Raw genomic sequence first — 22,908 nt, 5'->3', positions numbered from 1 at the left:
AACCATGACAAATAAATGGATTAAACCGCTTTCTTTAATACTGGCAATATCAAGCATAATGATCAGCAGTGGCTGTTCCGTCATTGCTCAAAATCGTTGGGAAGGTCGCGATGCCCAAGAGGCGCTGAATTTTTTTGGCAGGCCCGATACGATGAAGGCAACGCAAAGTCCTGACGCAGGCACACTTGTCGTAATGACGTGGTACAAATCATCTCAGTGGTCGACCACTGAAGCGGCCGGAACTTCCTTGACACCGGGAGCGAACGGTTTGACCTATACCGAGTATTACGAGAATGTCGGTCATAGTTCCGACTGCACACTTGAAGCGACGGTCAATAAAGCCAGAAAAATAGTGCTTTTCAAAATTCAGAATGGGGAAATATTTCACGGCAAATGCCAAAATATTCCTTATGTGCCCCCAAGCTTTTAGTATCTTTTATAGGTGCTGAAGGGATACCTGATAAATTTCATCCTTGGCTTTCCCGCTAATCCCAATAATGGTCTGGCGGGACGTCAGAAGTCTTTGCCCAGCTTTGACACGGACATGCCAAGTTCCAATAACTGCAACACTTCCAGTTTGTTGACGTTGGGTCAACGACTCGTATCTCCCGAGCTTTTTTCCTTGAGCTAGCGCACGGACAAGCCCGGTGTTCGTGCGCTCAAACAAAGATCCCGCTCAACTCGGCCACTGCCGTGCCACTCCCCATCTGCGTGACAGGGTCTTTTACGACTGGTTGTACAACACATCATGAATATGGCTAACGATTTAGTGAAATCAATTCATTTTCACTCAAGCATTGGCTCAGCATAAAATACGCCCTAATTACAGATAATACAAATATCACTGAGTATAAAGCCATAAAAATCAATGCTTTACCTCAGAAATTAAGGCGCAAGATTATAATGAGCAAAGAATTTATATTTACCATTAAAAGCATTTATTTCGACGAGAATTATCACCCCTCCGAAAATACGCGCATCACTACCAACTTTGCCAACTTGGCCAGAGGAAAGAGCCGCCAAGAGAATTTACGCAACACCCTGAGGATGATTGACAACCGCTTCAACGCCTTGGCGCATTGGGATAATCCCAAAGGCGATCGTTATACTGTCGAGCTTGAAATCATTTCCGTCGAGATGGATATCGATGTTGAGAGCAGTGGCAGCGCCATCCCCCTGATTGAAATATTGAAAACAAACATCGTTGACCGAAAGACCAATGAACGCTTTGAGGGCATCGTAGGCAACAACTTCTCCTCTTATGTGCGAGATTATGACTTTAGCGTGCTGTTGTTGGGACACAACAAGGATCAGCCAGGATTCAGCACTCCGGATAATTTTGGAGATCTGCATGCAAAGCTATTCAAGAGCTTCGTAAACTCAAACACCTACAAAGACCACTTCAATAAACCGCCTGTCATATGCCTGAGCGTTTCGAGCAGCAAGACCTATCACCGGACTGAAAACCAGCATCCTGTATTGGGCATTGAATACCAGCAAGATGAATACTCCTTGACTGATGACTACTTCAAGAAAATGGGCTTGAAAGTTCGCTACTTCATGCCTGCAAACAGTGTCGCGCCTTTGGCCTTTTATTTTTCAGGCGACTTGCTTAGTGATTACACCAATCTTGAGCTAATCAGCACCATCAGCACGATGGACACCTTCCAAAAGATTTACCGGCCTGAGATTTATAATGCGAATTCAGCGGCCGGAAAATCCTATCAGCCTAGCTTGAAACACCAGGATTATTCATTAACGCTGATTGTTTATGATCGAGAAGAACGTAACCGCCTGGCTATTGAGCAGGGCAAGTTTGTTGAGGAAAACTTCATCAAACCCTACCAGACCGTTCTAGAGCAGTGGTCTGCCAATTACGCGCTTTGACTCATTAAAATCACAAGGTCATTTATCATGAAAAAACTATTGCCCACCTCCACTGCCGGCAGTTTGCCCAAACCCTCTTGGCTTGCACAACCTGAGACACTCTGGTCACCCTGGAAATTGCAAAATGAGGAATTGATCGAGGGCAAACAGGATGCCTTGCGTTTGGCATTGCAAGAACAACAACAAGCCGGCATTGATATTGTCAGTGATGGCGAACAAACCCGCCAACACTTTGTAACTACGTTTATTGAACACCTCAGCGGCGTAGACTTTGAAAAACGCGAGACCGTTAGAATTCGTGATCGCTATGATGCCAGCGTACCGACGGTCGTAGGTGCGGTGACTCGACAAAAGCCCGTTTTTGTTGAAGATGCCAAGTTCCTGCGGCAGCAGACCACGCAACCCATTAAATGGGCGCTGCCAGGCCCCATGACGATGATCGATACGCTTTATGACAACCATTATAAAAGTCGCGAAAAACTGGCTTGGGAGTTTGCCAAAATCCTCAATCGGGAAGCCAGGGAATTAGAGGCTGCCGGTGTTGATATTATCCAATTTGATGAGCCCGCCTTTAACGTGTTCTTTGATGAGGTGAACGACTGGGGGGTGGCCACCCTGGAAAGGGCAATTGAAGGTCTTAAATGTGAGACGGCTGTTCATATTTGCTACGGCTATGGCATCAAAGCCAATACCGATTGGAAAAAGACTCTGGGGTCAGAGTGGCGACAATATGAAGAGGCCTTTCCCAAGCTGCAAAAATCCAGCATCGATATAGTTTCACTGGAATGTCACAACTCTCATGTGCCGATGGATCTCATTGAACTCATTCGAGGTAAAAAAGTGATGGTCGGGGCCATTGATGTGGCATCCAACACCATTGAAACACCCGAAGAAGTAGCCAATACCCTACGTAAAGCGCTTCAGTTTGTAGATGCCGACAAGCTCTATCCTTGCACCAACTGTGGCATGGCTCCCTTATCTCGCCGAGTTGCACGGGGCAAGCTGAGTGCGTTAAGTGCCGGAGCAGAAATTGTCCGCGGAGAGCTCTCGAACCCGTACTGAGCCAAAGTCGCAAGGGGGTGTACAGGGGGATTGATGCGGTCTTGAAAAACTACCGAGTTGCTTCAGGCCTTCCTTGGCACTTTCGAGTTGCACCCAATATTTAGGATCTTCCATGTCAGTTCCTGCCCCCCCTATCGAGCCATTGAGCTTTCGCGAAGCGCTCGGGCACTACGCATCCGGTATCACGGTGATTACCTCACACCTTGATGGCGAGCCGATTGGCTTCACTTGCCAGTCGTTTTATAGCGTGTCGATGAGCCCGCCGCTGGTGTCATTCAGTGTCATGTCGAGTTCGGCCAGCTATCCCAAAATCCGCCAGGCAGGTCGATTCGTCGTCAACATCCTGTCGGGTGAGCAGGTCAGGATTTCCAACCAGTTCGCTCGGCGCGGCACGGACAAGTGGCACGGAGTCGAATGGCAGGAATCGCCGCTGGGCAATCCGATCATTGTCGGCAGCCTGCACTGGCTTGATTGCGAAATTCACGCCGAACACGCCGCAGGTGATCACCTGATCGTGATTGGTGAAGTGAAGGCGTTGAATCTGCAGGAAGCTGCTGCTACGCAGCCATTGCTGTATTTCAAAGGACACTATTGCAACATCGCCGCACACCGCGCGGTTTGAGCGCTGAGCTGCCCTGCCCTCTTGGCCGACAGGCTACCGGAGCACTTTATACCCAGGACACACGGTCATGACAGACATCAAAAGGCCTCAACTGAGCCTTCCCGACGGCGCGGACAAGTTGCTGCTGCACTCCTGCTGCGCGCCCTGTTCGGGAGAAGTGATGGAAGCGATCACTGCCTCGGGTATCGACTACAGCATCTTCTTCTATAACCCGAACATTCACCCTGAGCGTGAATACCTATTGCGCAAGGATGAGAACATCCGCTTTGCCGAAGAGCACAAGGTGCCGTTTATCGATGCCGATTACGATAAAGACAATTGGTTTGAACGCGCCAAAGGCATGGAGCATGAACCCGAGCGCGGCGTGCGCTGCACCATGTGCTTCGATATGCGCTTCGAACGCACCGCGCTCTACGCCTATGAAAACGGCTTCGGTGTGATTTCCAGCTCCCTCGGTATCTCGCGCTGGAAAGACATGAAGCAAATCACTGACAGCGGCATCCGCAGCGCGCAAAAGTATCCAGGTGTCACCTATTGGGACTACAACTGGCGCAAGGGGGGCGGCTCGGCGCGGATGATCGAGATCAGCAAGCGCGAACGTTTTTATCAGCAGGAATACTGTGGCTGCATTTACTCCCTGCGCGACACCAACCACCATCGCAAGGACCAGGGGCGGGACATCATCCGCATTGGCGTCAACTACTACGGGGACGATGAATGATCGTTTCGCAGCGCGCCCTGGGCTTGTTTGATACAGCGCCTTATGCCGCAGCTCAGCAGGCATTCTTGACCTACGAGCGCCGTGAAAAAGGTGCTCAACGATCAGTCCTTCGTTGGCGTGGTGGCGTTTGTTTCCAAGCCTTCACTGGAGCGTTTGGCGTCCTCTGAAACGCACATGCAGTGGGTGCTTTGAGGGAGAAACATTGGACATGGAGCTGCAAAGGAGCACTCTATGGCCCGATGGCCCGCCTCGTACGGAAGAGAGGGAGCGCTGGTCACTGAAGCGGCTCAAATCCCAGCTCGCCCAATGACCAGATAGCCGGTGATCACCCGCCGGCGTTGAACGGTGCAATCGGGTCGACTCGCAAAAGCGTCAAGCGCCTGGACCACCATCGGCCCAGGCTGGATAGGCTTCTGTTTTGGCCCTACAGGGATTTTCGTCGCAACGACACGACATTCAGAAAAGGAGTTCACATGACCGACATTCACAACGAATTCGAACGCAGCAAATACTTCCATGGTTCACGGATAGACAGGCGCTCAGCTGACGCCCTCGTCGGCCTGGCAGCAGGTCTTGCCGCTGACGGCGTGGTCTCAACCGCTGAAGGGTTGTTCCTCAGGGACTGGCTTGAAACCAACCTCGTCCACCTCGATGACCCGGTGATCAACCTGCTGTATTCACGGCTCTCCAACATGCTCCTGGACGGCGTGCTGGATGCCGAGGAATCCCTTGAGCTTATCGGGCTGCTGCAGAGCTTTTCCGGCCTGAGTACCGAAAAGCCGATGGCCAGTGATCAAACCTTCAGCGCCCCCAACGACCTTCCCTTCAATCGTCCCGAACCCGATCTTGCCTGGGATGGAAGAGTGTTCGTGTTCACTGGAATCATGGCCTACGGGCCGCGAAAAGACTGCCAGCTACGGGTGCAGGAGCGTGGCGGCATCATCGGCGGCGCGGTGAGCCAGAAAATTCATTATCTGGTCGTTGGCAGCATTGGCAATGATCAATGGCGCCATAGCAGCTATGGAACAAAGATCATGAAAGCGGTCGAGTTGAGAGAGGCTGGCAGCCCTATCGCCATCATCGGTGAACAACAATGGCAACGCGCTCTTTTTGGCTGACCCCATCGGGTGGGACAGCGTGAAATGGCTCAAGCGCCCCACCGATCAACCAGCCCGGCCATGTGCCGGGCTCCGTGTTTCTGGCCAGCGCCCTACTCTGCTATCGTGGCGCCCCCAACCAGACGACACGGAAGCATCGAGGAATGGACTTATGGAAACCTTTGGCAGTCGCGCTGCTGGCGTCTATCAGCACTCAAGCCCTGCCGGCGGAAAACAATAACCCGTTCCAGGCTGCTCTGATGATCACCACGGTGATTCCGTTCGTGGTGGTCGCAGGCACCACGGCGGCCACCTCCTACATCCCGGAGCTGTTCAAGCCGGCAAAGAGTGACGCCCTCGCGTTCATTGGTTCGGACGGAGAAATCCGTGGGGCGCAGTTTGAACAAGCCTCTCGCTACTATCGCTCGTCCTTCCCGCCGCCCCTGATGTCCGACCGGCAACTGGCCCTTGCCATCGCGACGTCGTTCTAGAATCGCCGCCGAGACCCGACTCCCGCCCGAGCCCCCTTACCTGCTGTAGGCAGGCGCCGCCAACGCCAATGGCTGGGGATTGGCAATCACCCAGTGCACGGCCAACTCACAGAGACGATCGGTCTGCCCGGCGTCATCGTCCCCTCCGCGCAGAGCGGCAGCCAGCGCCCGAGCCTCATCGATTTCGGCAGCAGGCAACGCCACGGCACTGCTCAAGTGTCCCACCAGGGCCGTCAACATCGCCTTGAAATCCGTATCCCAGTTGGCCGAGCCGTTGTGGTGAATCTCTTGGGAAATACGGCCGCTGATGCGGATCACCTCGCCCTGCACTGTCGCCGCCGCGCCGGAGGATGGAATCAGCAGCGCCCACAATTGCTGATGCTGTTCAAACCAGCCAGTGGCCGTTACCACGATGGCAGACTGCCCGTCATGCACCTTGCGCGAGGCAACCGGAGTGACGTCGAACAGGCGATAGAGACTGGCCAGGCCGGCTTGCGTTGCCTCGAGGTAGTCCGGGTTGAAGGAGGCCCGGTGAAACTCGAATTCACGGCCGATGCGCTCCACCTCGGCGACCATGCTGTCATCGCGTTGCAGGCCTGCCGCCAACAGGATCTCGGCGATGTTCGCGGTGGCCTCGATATCGGCGTTGCGCGTAGTGACCAGGGCGATATGCAGCACGCTGTGCCCCTGCCGGTTCCTGGTGTCGACATTGGCGCCACGGCGGATCAGGGCAGCAATGGCCTCGGCCTTGTGGCTCTTGGCCGCGGCATGCAACGGCGTGTCGCCCTGGTAATCCCGGGCCTCGATATCGGCCCCCAAATCCAGCAGCAGATCGACGCCACCGATCCAACTCGTACTGCGATGGTGCAGGGGCGTACGTTGGTAAGTGTCACGGGCATCAATAGCTGCGCCCTGCTCCACCAGCCAGCGGGCCAGCGCATCAGGACAGTTGTAAAAGCCCAGCGCGGTGTTCTTGCTATAGCCGCCGGTGGCTTCAAGCTCGCACCCTTCGAACACGGCAACCAACTCGGCAAGCGAGCCCTGCTCCAGCAACTGATCGAAATCCTTCGGCAGTGTCTTGCGTTTACGCTTGGCCATGGCGGTGGTCATCATCCTGATCAAAAGGCGGTCATCATAAAACCAAATCTTTCATTGGTCACAGCCATCACTTTGGGGGGCAGGTCCGTGCCAAGCCGTTATCGACACACAACCCGTGGCGTCATTCCATTCAAACCGCGACATCACCCGGAAAATGGCGCACCGTGTCCCGTATCCACCAACGCATCACAGACCCACCTTTATCCGGACGTCACATGACACCCAACGCAGAGCGCTATAACCCTTCCACCGACTATGCCGACAAGCTGATTTCGCGCATCGGCCAGACCCCTTCATGGATCGCGAAACGTATTGGCGTGACCGACAAGCGCATTCGCTACATCCTGGATGGCGAAAGGACCGTCAAGGGCGAGACCAGTGCCATTCAGATGACGTACACCGAGCAGTTTGCCCTTGAGTGCCTTGCCGCAGAGGCCCAGGCCAAGAAGAAGTAAGCAGCACTGGCGGGGGCTCGAGTCGCGCCACGCTTTGCTGATGGCAGAAGGAAGCCTGGCGCAACGCCCGAGGGTGAATCTCGGAAGTCACAGGCACCGGCCCTGGATGCAAAAAGCCCAGCGATAAGCTGGGCTTTTTGTTGTGGCGCAAGCTATTACATCCCGGCTGCATCCAACAGCGCGTTGCCCGACTGACCTGGCGTGCCACCGCCCTTGTAGACGTCCAGCAGCACGCCTTTGGACGACCATTCGAAAATGGTGCTCTCGTTGACGTTGGGGGCAAACGGAAGGGCCGCGATTTTGGTGTAGGGATAAGTCCAGATTTCCTTGCCACCCACTTCAGACTTCTTCGGTGGATGGCCAATGGCGGCAGTCACTTGCTGCTGAGTAGTCTTGCCTTTCTGGAACTGGGCAAGTTGCTGCGACGACACCTGCGTCCCGGAGTTGTAGTCCAGGGCGGCGCAGCCGTGCAACAACAGTGAGGCAGAAACGAGCACAGCAAGGGTGATGCACTTTTTCATTTACAGATCCTTGAAGGGGATAGTCTCGACCTTTGAGACTGGCCGGAAGTCTAAGCAGACTGGCCAGTTGCCCCAATAGCACAAATGTACTACTCCCCGGGTGCCCCCTTGTTGCTGACGCCTGAGTGCTCAGGCGTTTTTCAGCCGCTAGGGAACCAGCTCCACGTAGCTGGACTCCCCTCCTCCCGTCGCGCCCGACAACCAACCCCAGGTGAAGGCCAGCGTGGTGCGCCCGGCCTGATCAACGCCGACCGTCCCCCGGGACCAGCCGGCCAGAATCTCGCCTTCCGTCGTCAGGCAATGAAAGAGAAGCTCAAGGGTATCCGGGCCGGTCACGCGTCCGACCTGATGCCCCAGGTGGATCCGGCCGCCCTGGTAAGTGCTCGAAATGGCGTTGCCCTCGACCAGGTAATGAAACACCGTGCCGGCCCCGGAGAGCCCCTGGGTGTTGTCCGCCACCGAGAACCGGCGGTTGTGCAAACGTTCGCCGAGTTGAGAAAAGGCCTTATCCATAGAAGTCGCGTCCTGTTTTGATCGAGAGGAGTCATTCCAGCGGTCGCTGATCTTAAGCCATTTCCAGGTACAGCTTTGCCCCCTATGAAATGGCGGATCCAGCGTCCACTTTTACCGGCCCGGCCCCTTGGCGGATTCGCAGCAGATCTATACTTAAAACAGGGAATCGACTTCCCTTTCAAGAACCTAGAGGTGATGTGTTGGGCGGGAATCGTGACGATGGCAAGCAATACCAGGGCGCGCTCTTCAAGGTGTTCGTTTCATCCACCGAGGCACTGGAAATAGAGGACTACATCGATTACTTCCTTAGAACCCGCGGCTATGAGCTGTCTGATTCAAACCGAGACATAATCGCTGCAAAACTCGAGAGAATCCCTGACAGGCCTCACCACACCCTCAACGAACTGGATCGCTGGCTCGACTTCCAATTCAGCGAATAACCCCAGCCGGAGCAGGTTCAATCCGCAGGCAGCCGCGGAGTCTCAAGGGATTGTTGATCGACTCCGAACTGCTCCTTCAACCCGACCCAGCCCTCGGGCGTGACCTGGATCGCCCGGGAGGCTTTCACCCGGCGCAGCCAGCCCCTGGCGCACAGCAGGTTCAGCAACTGCACCCCGAGCGGCCCGGCCAGGTGGTGTTCGCGCTCGGTCCAATCCAGGCATTGCCGAGCCAGGCCACGGCGGCTGGCTTTGACCTGCGTGACGTCCAGCCCCAATTCGGCCAACCAGGCCTGGCCTGAAGCGGTGATCAGGAACTGCTGGTCTGGCCCAGGTTCGATGACCCCTCGGGCCTGCAGCGCCTGGGTCATGGCGACGCCCAACTGCCCCGCCAGGTGATCGTAGCAACAGCGGGCAAAACCCAGGTCTCGGGCGTGGCGCCCCGGGGCCAGCGAACGGATGTCGCGGACCGGGGTGACCGCCGCCAGGCTTTCCAGGGCGATGGCCACTTCGGGACTGGCCAGGCGAAACAGGCGATGCCGTCCCTGGGTCTCGACCGCCAGCAAACCTCCGCCCAGCAGCTTGGCCAGGTGGCTGCTGGCAGTCTGCGCGGTGATGCCCGCCACATAGGCCAACTCGCCAGCCGGGAGTGCCTGCCCGCCCACCAACGCCATCAGCATGGCCGCACGGGCCGGGTCGGCCATCAGGAAGGCAGTGGAAGCAAGGGTCGGGTTCACAGGCATGGTCGGTCTCCAGGGGTGGCCATGGTAGCCCGAACCCTGCCCGGACACTTCGATGCGTGACGAAACGTCCGGCAGTCCTGGGTACTTAGACTGCAAGCCGCCCCCCCCGTACCGGATCCTGCCCATGGTTGCCCCGACTGATACCCCGCTCCTGCACCGCGCGCGCCATACGCCTGCGTCCGCAATACAGACCGCCATCCCCGTGCCTGCCCAGCAGCGCCAGGTGTTGCTGGCCACCAGCCTCAGCTACGCGCTGATCATGCTCGACACCTCGGTGGTCAACGTCGCCCTGCAAAGCATGGCGCTCGGGCTCGACGTGACGGTCAGCGGCTTGCAGTGGGTCATCAGTGCCTACACCCTGGCATTCGCCAGCGCCCTGCTGACGGGTGGCGCCCTGGGTGATCGCTGGGGCGCGCGCAAGCTGTACCTGGTCGGGCTGCTGCTATTCACCTGCGCCTCGCTGGCCTGCGGGGTTGCCGCAAGCCCGGGGATGCTGATCGCGGCGCGTGTCGCCCAAGGCCTTGGCGCGGCGCTGCTGGTGCCTTGCTCCCTGAAGTTGATTCATCAAGCCTGCCCCGGCCCGCAACAACGGGCGCGCGCCATCGGCCTATGGGCCAGTTGCGGCGGTATTGCGATGGCGGCCGGACCGCTGATTGGCGGGGCGCTGACCCAGTGGCTGGGGTGGCGCAGTATTTTCTTCGTCAACCTGCCCCTGGGCATATGTGGCGTGGTACTGGCCTGGCGCCTGCTGGCCGATCCGCAGGCGCCGCAGAACGTGCGCTTCGACTGGCCGGGCCAGCTCGCTGCCAGCGTCGCCCTGGCCGCGCTGATCGGGGTGTTGATCGAAGGCCAGGCGCCGGGCTGGACGTCGCCCCTGATACTCTCGGGCGCGGCCATTGCCCTCGTGGCCGGCCTGGCCTTTGTCTGGATCGAGGCCCGTTCGCCCCATGCCATGCTGCCCCTGGCGCTGTTTCGGCAACCGATATTCGCCGGCTCGACCCTGGTGTCCGCGCTGTCGGCCCTAGTGTTTTACGGCCTGTTCTTTGTCACCAGCCTCGACTTCCAGCAAATCCGGGGCTATTCGCCGCTGCACGCCGGGCTGGCCTTTGTGCCATTGACCGCAATGGTCGCGCTGGCCAGCCTGCTCTCACACCGCGTCGTTCGGGCCTGCGGTACGCGCTGGCCGATGTGCGCGGCGTTTGTGCTGTATGCCATGGGGGCGCTGGGGTTGATGCAGGGGGGAAGCCTGCCGAACCTGCTCTCGATGATCGCCATCGGCCTGGCCTCGGGCTTCATTTCGCCGGCGGCCACCGCGCCTGCCATGGAGGCCGTGGCGCCCCAGGCGGCCGGCGTGGCAGCCGCGACCTTGAACACTGCGCGGCAAACCGGGGCAGCCCTGGGCGTCGCGATCTTCGGTTCGCTGGCGACGGCTCTTCCATCCTTTACGACCGGCCTGTCGGCGGCACTGTGGGCCGCGGCGGGGCTTTCGCTGTTCGCGGCGCTGGTCTGGGGCAAGGTCATGGCGCGGGCGGCGCAGCCACGCCGACGCCCTCGATAAGGGCGGATGCGTATTTTGTCTTCGGGGGAGCTGACCGAGCCCTCAGGACTCGCGTATCGTCTCGCCTGCTTTTGGCCACCGCCCAGCCCCTCGTCCAGGTACCCGAAAAATGCTCAACCGCCACCCCCGTCTCATGCTTCTCGGCTTGCTACTGGCCTTTGCCGGCCAGGCTCCGGGGGCCGAGTTGCAGGCACCGAACCTCAATGTGCTGGCCTGGCCACGCATGAGTTCCGGCGAGTTGGGCTGTTACCTGGAGAAGACCCTGGGCCACCGCGACCCGCGCTTCAATTGCGCCTTGAGCCATTATCAGGCGCCGACCGGGCCGTGCCACGACACAGATCGCTACGACGAAGGCCCGGCGTTTCCCCCGCGCCTGGCCAGCAGGGTCCACCCGCTGGCGACGGACGTCGAGCTGACCTGGGAACACGGGGAGTTGCAGCAACTGACCCTGACCCTCAAGGGCACACTCGACGCCGCCCAGGTGCGCCAGGCCTTTGGCTTGCCCGATACCGAAGGCTCCGCACCACCCGAAGGCGGCCTGCCGGAAAACATCATGACCGCGCACATCGAGTCGTCGCCCGCATCGCCCCTGGGTGATGGTTCACCGGGCTCGACCTCAATCACGCTGACGGGTTTCGAGCATATGGGCGCGGGCGATGTCGAGTGCGACGCCGAGCAATAAAAAGCCCCGCACTTAGGCGGGGCTGATCAGCTTCGGGGGGAATTACCAGGCCCCGGTGCCACATGGGTTTTCTTTCGAGTTGTAGGGTTTGAGCAGTTTGCTCAGGCCTTTGGTCGGCACCGAGCTGGTCAGGGCGCCGGCCTTGAGCTCGATCTTTTTCGCCTTGCGCATGGCCGCCCAGAACTCCGGGAAGTACCCCGAGCACGCATTGCACTCAACGTAGAACGGGTTGCTGTACTCGACGCCGTCGACGATCACGTCGAAGCCGCCCTTGTCGTTGTGGGAGTAGAACGATTGGCCGGCGATGGTTGCCGAGCCGCTGACCGGGCTCATTTCATCGTCGGCGTCACAGGCAAAGTTCAAGTAACTGGTGCTTTCATCCCCCGCGAAAAACTCTGTCTTGCCCTGACCCCAACCCGATTGCCACTCCCCTGTTGCGGCACTGGCCGACGCGCAGACCAAAAGGAGAAGCGTCGGTGCAAATAATTTCATGTCCGTTTCCTTGCGAAGCGATGAATTGACTGGGTGATGCCAAAACAACATTACACCCGTTATCAACCCCGCTCCGCAAGTTGAGCCTTCAGGGTTTACCGCCCAGGGCCGCCAGCAGCGCCGCATCCCGCCCGTAGATATCCGGGGCATACAGCAGTTGGCCATAGCTGTCGGCCTGCGCCGTCCAATAGGTGAGCAGGATCGGCACCGGCTTGGCCAGGCGGAACTCATGAGTCAGGCCGGTCGCCAGCAACTCATCGGTACGCGCCCGTTCGGCCGGGCTCAGCAGCCAATCACGCAACTGCATGACCTGCTCGACCCGCACACAGCCCGAGCTGAAGGCCCGCGGCCCTTTGCTGAACAGTGCCTGGCTCGGGGTGTCGTGCAAGTACACCGAAAACGGGTTGGGAAAGCGCACCGCCATTTTCCCCAGCGGGTTGCGCGGCCCGGCGTCCTGGCGCAAGAGGATATTGCCCGGGTTGTCCCAGTCGATCTGGTCCGCGGCCAGGGGGTGCCCTTCGCTGTCCAGCACCTGCAGGTTCTGCCGGCTGAGGAAGGTCTGGTCGCGACGGATCTGCGGCAGCTTGTCTTCGCGCAGAATGGTCGGCGGCACGGTCCAGGTCGGGTTCAGGGTCAGGCGCGTAACCCGGGACTTGAGCAGCGGCGTCTGGCGCTCGGCCCGTCCGACCTGGGTCCGGGTCTGCCATACCGGCACGCCATCCTGGTACACGCTCAACTGCGCCGCGGCGACGTTCACCAGCAGGCTGGTGGGCTCCAGGTCCTGGGCCAGCCAGCGAAACCGCTCGAGGTTGACCCGCAATTGCCCACGGCGCACGGCAGGGCTGATGTTCAGTTCATTCAAGGTGCCCTGCCCGACAACCCCGTCGGCCTGCAGCGAATGGTTGAGCTGGAAACTCTTGACCGCGTTTACCAGCTCCGGGCCATAGGCGTTATCGTCCGTGGCCAGGGGGCTGCTCAGGTAGCCCTCGCTGAACAGCCGCTGGGCCAACGCGGGAACCCGCGCGTCCTGCATGTCCGGGCGCAACAACGGCCCGCTGGCCAGGGGCTGCCACTGGGGCAGCGGCTGCTGGCGCTGCTCGGCATACAGCTGGCGCAGGCGCTGATAAAGCTCGATGCCCGGGCGCGCCTGCTGGAATGCGCTGGCAAGGTCCGCAAGCCCCGGAGCAGCCAGCGCCAGGAGCTCGGCCTCACGCTCGGCGGGCGCCTGGCTGGCGTGCCACAGCGGCTCGAAACGCGCCTGCGACAAACGGCCGTAGTGCAGGTCCTGCAGGGCCTTGAGATATTGCCGGCTGGTATCGAGTTCGGCACACCACGCACCGGGGGTCGCCGCATCCGCCGGCAACGGGTAGCTGGCCGGGTCGAGGCCGTCATCGGCCAACTGCTGCAATTGTGCCTGCAAGGCCGCCACGCGTCCGTCGGCGGACCAGATTTCAAGGTCATTGTGTTGCTGGTAAAACGCCTGCAACAGGCTTCGGGTCGGCCCGTCCATCTGCACAGCCAGGGCCGGGCACGCGAGGGATAACTGGGTGAATGCCGACTGCACGGGGCTGGTGGGATCGACTATCGGTTCGTCGGCGGTCGCGACCAATGGCGCAGCGAGCAGGCAAAGGCTCAAGTAACATGCGGTTTTTTTGAACAACTGCTTTACTCCAAATCCATGGCCGTCATAGGACGGATCAACCTCGGCAACCGTTGCCGCGAACCAGCAGGCCAAGCGTAGCAAGCGCTGGCGGGGGAACCACAGAATGTCAGGAGCCAACGCAATGGTAGGGACTCTTTTTACCGACCGCTATACAGACCGCTTCCCATGCTGATTTTTCTGCGCCGCCTGGGCCTGGCAGCGACGACCCTGGGGGCCATCTGCAGCCCCGCGTTCGCCGTCGGCACCCCAAGCCCGATGATGTTCAACAGCCTCGCCCACGCCGCCCCGGAACTCAATCCACAAGCCCTCAAAAGCGCCCTGAGCGCCATGCAGTGCGCGGTCAACAGCGGTGCCCGCCAAGCCCGGCACCTGGCCGTCATCGACTACTCGCAACCGTCCACGGCACGCCGCCTGTGGATCTTCGACCTGCGTAAAAAGACTCTGGTGCTGCGCGACCTGGTGGCCCATGGGCAGAAGTCCGGGGAAAATTTCGCCACGCAGTTTTCCAATCGCCTGGGCAGCTATCAGTCCAGCCTGGGCCTGTTCCGCACCCAGGAAAGCTATGAAGGCAGCCACGGTTATTCGCTGCGCATGGACGGCCTGGAACCGGGGTTCAACGACCGGGCCCGTGATCGCGACATCGTGATTCATGCCGCCGACTACGTGAACCCGCTCTGGAGCCAGCGCCAGGGCCGCATCGGCCGTAGCCAGGGTTGCCCGGCAGTGCGCCCGCAAGTGGCCCGCCAGGTTATCGACAAGCTCAAGGACGGCCAGTTCATGTTTTCCTGGTACCCCGACCAGCGTTGGCTCAAGTCCTCGGCCTACCTCAACTGCCAGCCACGCCAGGTGGCGAGCATCGTCAGTGCCAAAGGCGGTTGAGGCCACCGGCGCGCCCACAAAAAAGCCCTGCAGTGCCAGGGCTTTTTTACGACTGGACGTCCTCAGGGCTTGAATACCTCGCGCCGGTGGTAGGCCAGGTAAACCGCCTGCTGCGGATTGAACGGCGTGGGCGTGAGGTCGCCATGCAAGTGCCAGGCGCCCAGCACTTCAGCGGCCTGGGCCGACACCCGCAACTCGCCGCTGTCTTCGAACGAAATCCAGCCCCGGTCAAATAGCCGGTCGACGTGGGGGGCGAGCATCAGCCCGTTATTGCCGTCGAGACGCTCGGTGTTATTGCAGTCTTTCCAGGGCTTGATATGGCTGGCGATAAGGAAGTTTTTCGCGCTCACCCCGGTCAGCCGGCAGCGCGGCTCGATCTGGAGCGCTCGCTGGCGAAACAGGTCTTGGCCGATGCGGGAGCGGATCAGGCGCTGTTTCTCAGTGGCGCTAAGACTGGGGTCCTGTTCGATCTGACGCTGCTGCTCATCAGCCAGGGCCTGGTCACGGATGTCCTCGGCGGGCGCTGCCTGCTCGGCTTGCTCCGGGCTCGGTATCCGGGGCTGGGCCCGAAAAAACGACACTTCGCGGCGGGTAAAATCTACCCGATCTTTAAGAAAGCCTGCGTCCAGCCATTGCTTGGCCTGAGGCCGCTGCGGGTCATTGATCCAGGCGGTATGGGTCTGGGTGTAGTCCGGCAATTCGAAACCCAGCATGTTCTCGATCTCGGTGAAGGTCAGGGTCACTGAGTCGGTGCGCAGGGCGTTGAAATAATCGCCAAGGGGCTGGTATTTGCTCACGGGAAACCTCCATGTCGGAAACAGCCCGCAAACATACGACAAGCCAGCGCCCCGAGAAAGCAGCCTGTGAGGCATTGAGCAGGGAGCGTTGACCCAGGGTGAATGCCCGGGGCCGATCGCGGCTCAGCCTTTGTTCTTGTTTTTCGCCCCGCCCTGGCGCGCCTTGAAGCGCGGGTTGGATTTGCAGATCACGTAGATCCTCCCGCGACGCTTGACGATCTGGCAGTCGCGGTGACGATTCTTGGCTTCTTTGAGGGATGAAAGCACTTTCATGGTGAGGCTCCTGAGGGGGCTTAAAAATATGTAATAACATATCATAATCACCAATAAGAATAATTATCAACTCCTGAGTTGAAACCCCCAGCAGCCCTAACCTTTGCGTTGGCACGCGCCTCGGCCTCGGCCACAGAATGTCCATTTCAAGATAAATGATTGGGAGTTCACGTTAGACGGTCGATTGACCGGCTCTCTAGAGTGGCCGCACCCCTTACAAGAGTGCGCCCCATGGATCTCTATCGACGGTCGCTGCTGGCCTTGTTTTTTGCGACGCTCAATGGCTGCGCCAGCTGGAGCGAGCCCACAGCCAGCCCTGCCCCCCCTGCCGCCGCCAGCGTCAACAGCCCACTCCCGGACCAGTGGTGGACCCTGTATCGCGACCCGGCGCTGAACGCCGCCGTGGAGCAGGCGCTGATTCACAACCGGGACTTGCAAGTGGCGGCGGCGAACCTGCTGCAAGCCCGCGCATGGCTGCAGGAGGCCGACGCCCAGGGCCAACCGCAAACCGCCTTCAGCGCTGATGCCGGTTATGGCAGCTCGGCGGACGATCAACTGGAAGCGGCACTCAACCAGAGCTCGCACATTCGCACCGGCAGCCGCTATCACCTGGGTCTGGCGGTGGCCTGGGAACTCGACCTTTTCGGCCGTTTGCAATCCTTGAGCCGCGCGGCCCAGGCCGACGCCGAATCCGCCCAGGCCGCCGCCGACGGGCTGCGGGTGCTGGTGGCCGCACAGACCACCGGCGCCTGGCTCGATGCCTGCAACTACGCCCGGCGCGCCAGCATCCCCCGGCACGCCCTGAGCCTGGCCGAACGCAGCCAGGCCCTGGCGTCGAGCCTGCACAGCGCCGGTGCAGGCAGCGCGCTGGAAGTGGCCCGGGCCCAGGAGCGGGTCGGCCAGTTGCAAGCCCGCGTACCGGCGCTGGAGGCCGGGCGGCAGCGCGCGCTGGGCGAACTGGCGTTGCTGATGGGCCGCCCGCCTGGCGCGGCGCCTTCCCAGGCGCTGGCCTGTCAGGCCGCACCGACCCTGGCCGCCTCGATGCCAAGCCTGGATGGCCTGGCGGTGCTGCGCCAGCGCCCCGACGTGCGCCAGGCCGAGCGCCAATTCGGCGCCGCCACCGCGCGGATCGGCGTGGCCAGGGCCGACCTCTACCCACGGGTTTCCCTGGGGGCCAACGTGCTCAACTCCGCCCATCACCCCGACGGTTACGGCGACAGCGGGGCCACCGTGTGGAGCCTGGGGCCACTGCTGTCGTGGAGTTTTCCCAACCTGAGCAGCGCCCGGGCCCGCATCGCCCAGGCCAGCGCCATGGAAAACGCCGCCCTGGCACGCTTCGACGGCACGCTGCTGGCGGCCCTCAAGGAGTTGCAACAGGCTCTGGTCGACTACGACGCCGCGCTGCGCCAGCAACAGGCCTGGCGCCAGGCCGCGCAGTACAGCGCCGAACGCCTGCGCCTGGCAGCCCTGGACCGCGCCGCCGGTGCCAGCACTGCCCAGCAATACCTCAAGGCCCAGCGCCGTGACGTGCAACGCCAGGCCGAACTGGCCGGCGCCGATGCCCAGGTCATGGACGCGCAGTTGCTGCTGTTCAAGGCCATGGGCGGCGGCTGGCGTGAAGCGCCGCCGATCGCCCGTGCCACGCGGCTCGCCCGCCACTCTTCCACCTTGCCTGAAAGCGAGTACCCGCAATGACCGATACCCCCGCTCCCGCTTCGACTGCGGCCCCCGCGCGCGCCATGACCCGGCGCCGCGTGCTGATTTACGCCACATCGGTGCTGGCCGGCCTGCTGCTGGTCGCCTGGTGCGTGCACTGGTGGCGCAACGGACGCTTCCAGATTGAGACCGACGATGCTTACCTGCGGGCCGACATTGTCACGGTCGCCCCACGGATCTCCGGCTACCTGGCCGAGGTCCGGGTGCAGGACAACCAGGCACTCAAAGCCGGCGACCTGCTGGCCAGCATCGAAGACCCGGATTACCAGGCCCATGTCGATCAGGCCCAGGCGGCCGTCGACGAAGCGCTGGCCGAAACCCGCGCGCAACAGGCGCGCATCGCCAACCTGGCGGCACGCCAGCGCCAGCAGCAAAGCCTGATTGCCGAAGTCGAAGGCCGCGCCCGCGCCGCCGAAGCCGAGTCGCGCCAGGCCAACCAGGAAGACCGCCGGCAGCGACACCTGGCAGCCCAGGAAGTCAGCAGCGCCCAGCAGCTGGAGCGTGCCCAGGCCGATACCCGCAAGGCCGATGCCGCCCTGGCGTCAGCCCGCGCTGCCTTGGCTGCGCGCCGTGCACAAGTGGCGATCATCGACACCGAGCAGCAGTTCGCCCAGGCTCGCCACGACAAGGCGCAAGCGGCGGTGGCCCAGGCCCGGGCGCGGCTGGCACTGGCCCGGATCGACCTGCAACACACGCAAATCCGCAGCCCGGTCGACGGCACCGCCGGCCAGCGCAGCCTGCGCATCGGTCAATACGTCGAGGCTGGGGCGCCGCTGCTGGCCGTGGTGCCCGAAGCGGCCTATGTGGTGGCCAACTATAAGGAAACCCAAGTCGACGCCATGCGCCCCGGGCAACCGGCGCACATCGAAGTGGACGCGCTGGGCGGCCTGGAACTCAAGGGCCGGGTCGACAGTTTCGCCCCGGCGTCCGGCGCCCAGTTCGCCCTGCTGCCACCGGACAATGCCACCGGCAACTTCACCAAGATCGTGCAGCGCATGCCGGTGCGCATCCGCCTGGAACCGGGGCAGCCGCGCGCGGCTGAACTGCGCCCCGGCATGTCGGTGATCGTCAGCGTGGACACCCACCATGAGTAACCCTGGACAGCAGACTGGCGAGGCCGCGCCGGCCATTTCCCTGCGCACCTGGGTCGCGGTGCTGGGCAGCGTGGTCGGCTGCTTCATGGCCGGGATGAATGTGCACGTCACCAACGCCTCGCTGCCGGATGTGCGCGGCTCCCTCGGCGCCACCTTCGAGGAAGGCTCGTGGATCACCACCGCCTACCTAGTGGCCGAAATCATCATCATCCCCATGACCGGCTGGCTGGTATCAGTGTTCTCCATGCGCCGGGTGATGATGGTCGGCACCGCGGGCTTCGTGCTGTTCTCGATTGCCTGCTCCCTGGCGCCGAACATCCAGACCATGATCATCGCCCGCACCCTGCAGGGCGCCTTTGGCGGGGTGCTGATTCCGCTGTCGTTCCAGCTCATCGTCACCGAGCTGCCGGCCGCGCGGCACCCCATGGGCATGGCCCTGTTCGCCGTGGCCAACAATGTCGCCCAGGCCGCCGGGCCGTCCCTGGGGGGCTGGCTGACCGACGCCTACTCCTGGCGCTGGATCTTCTACCTGCAAGTGCCGCCCGGGCTGTTGCTGCTGGCGGCGATCGGCTGGTCGGTGCGGCCGCAGCCGGTGATGCTGCACAAGCTGCGCCAGGGCGACTGGTTCGGTATCGCGACCATGGCCGTGGGGCTCTCGGCGTTGCAGATCATGCTCGAGGAAGGCAGTCGCAACGACTGGTTCGCCTCGACCTTCATCGCCAACTGCGCGGCGCTGGCGGTGATCGGGCTGCTGGCGTTTGTCTGCATCGAACTGCGCCGCGAGCACCCGCTGATCAACCTGCGCCTGCTGGGCCGCTACAACTTCGGCCTGGCCAGCCTGATGCAATTCACCTTCGGCGCGGTGGTGTTCGGCGTGGTGTTCCTGGTGCCCAATTACTTCGCCGAGATCCACGGCTACAACGCGCGGCAGATCGGCCTGATGATGATCCCCTACGGCCTGATCCAGTTCGCCATGTCATTCGCCACCCCGCGCCTGATGCGCTGGACCAGCGCCCGCACCATCATCATCCTCGGCTTTGCCATCACCGGCCTGGGCTGCCTGATGAACATCCACCTCAACCCGGATGCCGCGGCCAACGTGATCGTGCCCTCGCTGGTGGTGCGTGGCATCGGCCAGTCGCTGGTGGTGGTGGCCTTGGGGGTGATGGCGATCCAGGGCCTGGAAAAAGACCAGGTGGGTTCGGCCTCAGGCCTGTTCTCGATGGTGCGCAACGTCGGCGGTGCGATTGGCATCGCGCTGTCGAGCCAGATTGTGGTCGAGCGCGAAAAACTTCACGCCCAGCGCATCGGCGAGGCGGTGTCGCCCTTTGCCCAGGCGACCCAGGAACGGCTGGTGGACATGGTGCGCATGCTCAGCCATGTGCCGATGGACTACGCCAGCGCCCTGCACGGCGCTGCCGCCGGCCCCTTGCGCCAGCAAGCCCTGGCGCTGATGGAGCGCCTGGTGCACCGCGACGCGATGCTGATGGCCTACAGCGATGCGTTTTACCTGGCCGGGCTGGCGATGCTGGCCTGTGTGCTGGCCGGGCTGGTGCTGCGCCGGTCGTGACGGTCAACGGTAGAACAGCGACGGCGGCACCCCGAACTGGCGCTTGAAGGCCGCCGCGAAGGCGCTCTGGCTGTCGTAACCGTGCTGCAACGCCACTTGCACGATCGGCATACCCTGGGCCAGGCATTCCAGGGACAGCAGCAGCCGCGCCTGCTGCCGCCAGCGGCCGAAGGTGATGCCGGTGGCGCGCTGGAACTGGCGGTGAAAGGTCTTGCCGCTCATCGCCAGGCGGTCGGCCCAGTGTTCGGCGGTGCTGTTGTCGGCGGGGTCGGCGGCCAGGGTCTGGCAGACCCGCAGCATGCGCGGCTCCTGAGGCCAGGGCAGGTTGAACGGCAGCACCGGCAGCCAGCGCAGCTCATCGAGTATCAAGCGCATGATCCGCCCTTCGCGGCTGTCACTTTGGTAGTGCTCCTGCACCGCGGTGGCGGCCAGGATCAGCTCGCGCAGCAGCGGCGAAACCTCGATCACACAATCGCCCTGGGGCAGGCCCGCAATCGCATCGAGGTTGATAAACAGGCTGCGCATGCGGGCCGCGCCGCGCATGCGCACGGTGTGATCGACCCCGGCCATCAGCCACACCCCACGGCTGGGCGGCACCACCCAGCGCCCGGCCTGGGTCTCGATCACCAGCACGCCTTCGATCGCATACAGCAACTGCGCCCGGTCATGGCGGTGGGCCGGGATCACATGGCCATTGGGATAGTCCACCGCAACGCCGGTGACCGGCATCGCCGCGCATTCATAAGAGGAGGCAAACGCCGAATCGGACATGCAGGAAACGCCTCAGGGTTCAGGGAGCGCGACACGAAGGCCACGGCAAAAATGACCAAAACAGAATAACAACCCAGCGTTTCGTGCGATAGCGCCAACCCAGGCGACGCAAGGCCCCCTGGTACGATGCCAAAAATATGAGAGCATGCCCCACCGCTCCAACACTTCAGGACCCCCTCCGCGCATGGCTCAACCGGCTCACCTCCCCGCTACGCCCAGGGCCGCGCCCGAGACCGCCATCGCCCAGTTCTGGCGCGACCCGGCGCTGCCCCATGTCGAGAGCCGCCGTGCCTGCCACAGCCGCGCCAACTACAAGCCCCACAGCCATCCGACCTACTCCATCGGCGCGGTGGACCAGGGGGCCAGCCTCTTCACCGGGGCGGCAGATGGCCCGACGCTGATCCGCAGCGCCAGCCTGGTGTTTGTCCCCGCCGGCTGCGTGCACGCCTGCAACCCGCTGCCGGAGACCGCCTGGAGCTATCAGATGCTGCACCTGGATGCGCAGTGGCTGGCAGCCCTCAGGGCCGAAACCCACGCCGGGGACAGCGCCCCCGAACCGGTGCTGATCAGCCACGACCCGGCACTCTACCAGCGCTTCTGCCAACTCAATCGGCTGTTGTTTTCTGCTGCGGGCAGCGCTGAAAAAGACGCCGCGCTGATCGAATTCATCGGCGATCACGATGGCGCCGCGCAGCGGATCGACATCGCCGCCAACCCTGCGCTGGCCAGCGGCGAGCTGAAGCGGCTCATGGCCTTCTTGCAGCACGACAACCACAGCCTGCTGCCCCTGGCCGAACTGGCAGCCATGGCAGGGATGAGCCGCTACCAGTTGATCCGGGCCTTTCGTGCCAGTACCGGGCTGACGCCCCACGCCTATCAGCTCAACCGCTGCATCAACCAGGCGCGCCACTGGCTGCGCGAAGGCCAGGGCATGGCGTCGATTGCCTACCGCCTGGGGTTTGCCGACCAGGCGCATTTCCAGCGTGTGTTCAAGGCCCACGTCGGGGTGACCCCGGGGCTGTATCGCAGCTGAGCCGCGCGCAATTTTCTTCAATACAGGGCTCGGGGCCGCTGCGCACACTGGCGCCCCCTGTCCCTGGAAGTTTGCCCATGTTGCAGCAGTTTCTGATGGTCGCCGCCGCGCATTTCCTGGCGTTGCTGTCCCCCGGTCCGGATTTTTTCCTGGTCGCGCGCCTGTCCATGGCCGCTGGCTGGAAGTCCGCCACCGGTGCCTGCCTGGGTATCGCCCTGGCCAATGGTGTGTTCATTCTTGCGGCATTTTCCGGGGTCTCGGCGCTGCATGCCGACAGCGCGGTGTTTATCACCTTGCAACTGGCCGGCTGTGGCTACCTGCTGTACATGGGCGGGATGTTTATTCGGCACGCCGGCAGCAGCGCCCTGGGTCCGGTCGCCGCCGAGGGTGCGCCGGCAACCCGTGGCCGTGGCCAGTGGTGGCGCGGCCTGGGCATGGGCCTGCTGTCAGGCCTGCTGAACCCGAAGAACGCCCTGTTCTACGTGAGCCTGGCGTCTCTGGTCAGTGCCGACACCTCGCCCGGCTGGAAGCTGTTCTACGGCCTGTGGATGTTCGCCGCCGTGCTGCTGTGGGACTTGCTGGTGGCCCTGGCCATCGGCAATCAACGCGTGCTGCGGCGTTTTTCCCAGGTGCTGCCGTGGCTGGAACGCGTGTGCGGGGCGATCCTGATCCTGCTGGCGCTGATCGTTATCGGCGCCCTGGCCTTGCGCCTTTGAACCAGTCGCCGGGCCCC

The 22,908-nt window shown here is 61.8% G+C and carries 26 protein-coding genes; 17 read left to right on the top strand and 9 right to left on the bottom strand.

Annotated elements, in window-relative coordinates; all coding sequences use genetic code 11:
• Positions 1-4: 4 nt before the first annotated feature.
• The 7 genes from MF4836_RS00685 (at position 5) to MF4836_RS00655 (ending at position 5,880) form a co-directional block, all read left to right on the top strand.
• Entirely contained in the window at positions 5-430 is a 426-nt protein-coding gene (locus MF4836_RS00685; protein WP_078468633.1) for a hypothetical protein, read from the top strand.
• A 473-nt stretch (positions 431-903) separates the two neighbouring features.
• Positions 904-1,887, top strand: coding sequence for a DUF1852 domain-containing protein (locus tag MF4836_RS00680; protein ID WP_078468632.1), 984 nt, complete (start codon positions 904-906; stop codon positions 1,885-1,887).
• Between the two features lie 27 nt (positions 1,888-1,914).
• The gene (locus tag MF4836_RS00675) at positions 1,915-2,949 is read left to right on the top strand and encodes a methionine synthase (RefSeq protein ID WP_078468631.1); all 1,035 of its coding nucleotides are present in this window, start codon (positions 1,915-1,917) and stop codon (positions 2,947-2,949) included.
• Between the two features lie 112 nt (positions 2,950-3,061).
• The gene (locus tag MF4836_RS00670; RefSeq protein ID WP_078468630.1) at positions 3,062-3,571 is read left to right on the top strand and encodes a flavin reductase family protein; all 510 of its coding nucleotides are present in this window, start codon (positions 3,062-3,064) and stop codon (positions 3,569-3,571) included.
• A 67-nt stretch (positions 3,572-3,638) separates the two neighbouring features.
• Positions 3,639-4,292, top strand: coding sequence for an epoxyqueuosine reductase QueH (locus MF4836_RS00665; protein WP_078468629.1), 654 nt, complete (start codon positions 3,639-3,641; stop codon positions 4,290-4,292).
• Positions 4,293-4,765: 473 nt separating this feature from the next.
• Positions 4,766-5,410: a BRCT domain-containing protein gene (locus MF4836_RS00660; RefSeq protein ID WP_078468628.1), complete on the top strand. Its 645-nt coding sequence runs from the start codon at positions 4,766-4,768 to the stop codon at positions 5,408-5,410.
• Positions 5,411-5,553: 143 nt separating this feature from the next.
• Positions 5,554-5,880 (top strand): DUF2388 domain-containing protein, encoded by a 327-nt coding sequence (locus tag MF4836_RS00655; protein WP_078468627.1) that lies wholly within the window; start codon positions 5,554-5,556, stop codon positions 5,878-5,880.
• 36 nt (positions 5,881-5,916) lie between these two features.
• On the opposite strand, the gene MF4836_RS00650 is transcribed toward MF4836_RS00655, so the two are convergent.
• On the bottom strand, positions 5,917-6,978 hold the full coding sequence (locus tag MF4836_RS00650) for an ankyrin repeat domain-containing protein (protein ID WP_238596104.1): 1,062 nt from the start codon (positions 6,976-6,978) through the stop codon (positions 5,917-5,919).
• 215 nt (positions 6,979-7,193) lie between these two features.
• On the opposite strand from MF4836_RS00650, the gene MF4836_RS00645 reads away from it, so the two are divergent.
• Complete coding sequence (locus MF4836_RS00645) at positions 7,194-7,433, top strand: hypothetical protein (protein ID WP_020297345.1); 240 nt, start codon at positions 7,194-7,196, stop codon at positions 7,431-7,433.
• A 155-nt stretch (positions 7,434-7,588) separates the two neighbouring features.
• Here the strand turns inward: MF4836_RS00645 and MF4836_RS00640 are convergent, their stop codons facing one another.
• Both MF4836_RS00640 and MF4836_RS00635 read right to left on the bottom strand, forming a co-directional pair.
• Entirely contained in the window at positions 7,589-7,954 is a 366-nt protein-coding gene (locus MF4836_RS00640) for an outer membrane protein assembly factor BamE (RefSeq protein ID WP_078468626.1), read from the bottom strand.
• A 147-nt stretch (positions 7,955-8,101) separates the two neighbouring features.
• Positions 8,102-8,467, bottom strand: coding sequence for a hypothetical protein (locus MF4836_RS00635; protein WP_078468625.1), 366 nt, complete (start codon positions 8,465-8,467; stop codon positions 8,102-8,104).
• A 200-nt stretch (positions 8,468-8,667) separates the two neighbouring features.
• Between MF4836_RS00635 and MF4836_RS00630 the strand changes: the two genes are divergently transcribed.
• Complete coding sequence (locus MF4836_RS00630; RefSeq protein ID WP_153050169.1) at positions 8,668-8,907, top strand: hypothetical protein; 240 nt, start codon at positions 8,668-8,670, stop codon at positions 8,905-8,907.
• A 17-nt stretch (positions 8,908-8,924) separates the two neighbouring features.
• Here MF4836_RS00630 and MF4836_RS00625 read toward each other — a convergent pair whose 3' ends face one another.
• Complete coding sequence (locus MF4836_RS00625) at positions 8,925-9,647, bottom strand: ArsR/SmtB family transcription factor (RefSeq protein ID WP_078468623.1); 723 nt, start codon at positions 9,645-9,647, stop codon at positions 8,925-8,927.
• Between the two features lie 124 nt (positions 9,648-9,771).
• Here MF4836_RS00625 and MF4836_RS00620 point away from each other — a divergent pair, with 124 nt between their 5' ends.
• The gene (locus tag MF4836_RS00620) at positions 9,772-11,205 is read left to right on the top strand and encodes an MFS transporter (RefSeq protein WP_078468622.1); all 1,434 of its coding nucleotides are present in this window, start codon (positions 9,772-9,774) and stop codon (positions 11,203-11,205) included.
• 109 nt (positions 11,206-11,314) lie between these two features.
• On the top strand, positions 11,315-11,887 hold the full coding sequence (locus MF4836_RS00615) for a hypothetical protein (protein WP_078468621.1): 573 nt from the start codon (positions 11,315-11,317) through the stop codon (positions 11,885-11,887).
• Positions 11,888-11,929: 42 nt separating this feature from the next.
• Here MF4836_RS00615 and MF4836_RS00610 read toward each other — a convergent pair whose 3' ends face one another.
• A complete protein-coding gene (locus MF4836_RS00610; protein WP_078468620.1) occupies positions 11,930-12,379 on the bottom strand; it encodes a hypothetical protein in 450 nt (149 codons plus the stop codon).
• 88 nt (positions 12,380-12,467) lie between these two features.
• Positions 12,468-14,039 carry a L,D-transpeptidase family protein gene (locus MF4836_RS00605; RefSeq protein ID WP_078468619.1) on the bottom strand — a complete coding sequence of 524 codons (1,572 nt, stop codon included), beginning with the start codon at positions 14,037-14,039 and terminating at the stop codon, positions 12,468-12,470.
• A gap of 168 nt (positions 14,040-14,207) precedes the next feature.
• Between MF4836_RS00605 and MF4836_RS00600 the strand changes: the two genes are divergently transcribed.
• A complete protein-coding gene (locus MF4836_RS00600; RefSeq protein ID WP_078468618.1) occupies positions 14,208-14,921 on the top strand; it encodes a murein L,D-transpeptidase catalytic domain family protein in 714 nt (237 codons plus the stop codon).
• 62 nt (positions 14,922-14,983) lie between these two features.
• Here MF4836_RS00600 and MF4836_RS00595 read toward each other — a convergent pair whose 3' ends face one another.
• Entirely contained in the window at positions 14,984-15,718 is a 735-nt protein-coding gene (locus MF4836_RS00595; protein WP_161955720.1) for an HNH endonuclease, read from the bottom strand.
• Between the two features lie 123 nt (positions 15,719-15,841).
• Positions 15,842-15,991, bottom strand: coding sequence for a type B 50S ribosomal protein L36 (gene ykgO / locus MF4836_RS00590; RefSeq protein ID WP_020297337.1), 150 nt, complete (start codon positions 15,989-15,991; stop codon positions 15,842-15,844).
• 231 nt (positions 15,992-16,222) lie between these two features.
• Between ykgO and MF4836_RS00585 the strand changes: the two genes are divergently transcribed.
• The 3 genes from MF4836_RS00585 to MF4836_RS00575 are packed head-to-tail and all read left to right on the top strand — an operon-like array spanning position 16,223 to position 20,371.
• Positions 16,223-17,686 (top strand): efflux transporter outer membrane subunit, encoded by a 1,464-nt coding sequence (locus MF4836_RS00585; RefSeq protein WP_078468616.1) that lies wholly within the window; start codon positions 16,223-16,225, stop codon positions 17,684-17,686.
• Positions 17,683-18,801 (top strand): HlyD family secretion protein, encoded by a 1,119-nt coding sequence (locus MF4836_RS00580; RefSeq protein ID WP_078468615.1) that lies wholly within the window; start codon positions 17,683-17,685, stop codon positions 18,799-18,801. Before MF4836_RS00585 ends, MF4836_RS00580 begins: the two co-directional genes overlap by 4 nt.
• Entirely contained in the window at positions 18,794-20,371 is a 1,578-nt protein-coding gene (locus MF4836_RS00575) for a DHA2 family efflux MFS transporter permease subunit (protein WP_078468614.1), read from the top strand. The genes MF4836_RS00580 and MF4836_RS00575 overlap by 8 nt, the downstream gene beginning before the upstream one ends.
• A 3-nt stretch (positions 20,372-20,374) precedes the next feature.
• On the opposite strand, the gene MF4836_RS00570 is transcribed toward MF4836_RS00575, so the two are convergent.
• On the bottom strand, positions 20,375-21,142 hold the full coding sequence (locus MF4836_RS00570) for an AraC family transcriptional regulator (protein WP_020300684.1): 768 nt from the start codon (positions 21,140-21,142) through the stop codon (positions 20,375-20,377).
• Between the two features lie 184 nt (positions 21,143-21,326).
• Between MF4836_RS00570 and MF4836_RS00565 the strand changes: the two genes are divergently transcribed.
• Together MF4836_RS00565 and MF4836_RS00560 are read left to right on the top strand one after the other, a co-directional pair.
• Positions 21,327-22,175 (top strand): AraC family transcriptional regulator, encoded by an 849-nt coding sequence (locus MF4836_RS00565; RefSeq protein ID WP_078468613.1) that lies wholly within the window; start codon positions 21,327-21,329, stop codon positions 22,173-22,175.
• A gap of 80 nt (positions 22,176-22,255) precedes the next feature.
• Positions 22,256-22,891, top strand: coding sequence for a LysE family translocator (locus tag MF4836_RS00560; protein WP_178102905.1), 636 nt, complete (start codon positions 22,256-22,258; stop codon positions 22,889-22,891).
• Positions 22,892-22,908 lie beyond the last annotated feature (17 nt).

Source organism: Pseudomonas sp. MF4836, assembly GCF_002018875.1.
GTDB lineage: Bacteria > Pseudomonadota > Gammaproteobacteria > Pseudomonadales > Pseudomonadaceae > Aquipseudomonas.
Note: the sequence above shows the minus strand (reverse complement) of the source record. Positions and strands in the feature narration are given on the sequence as shown.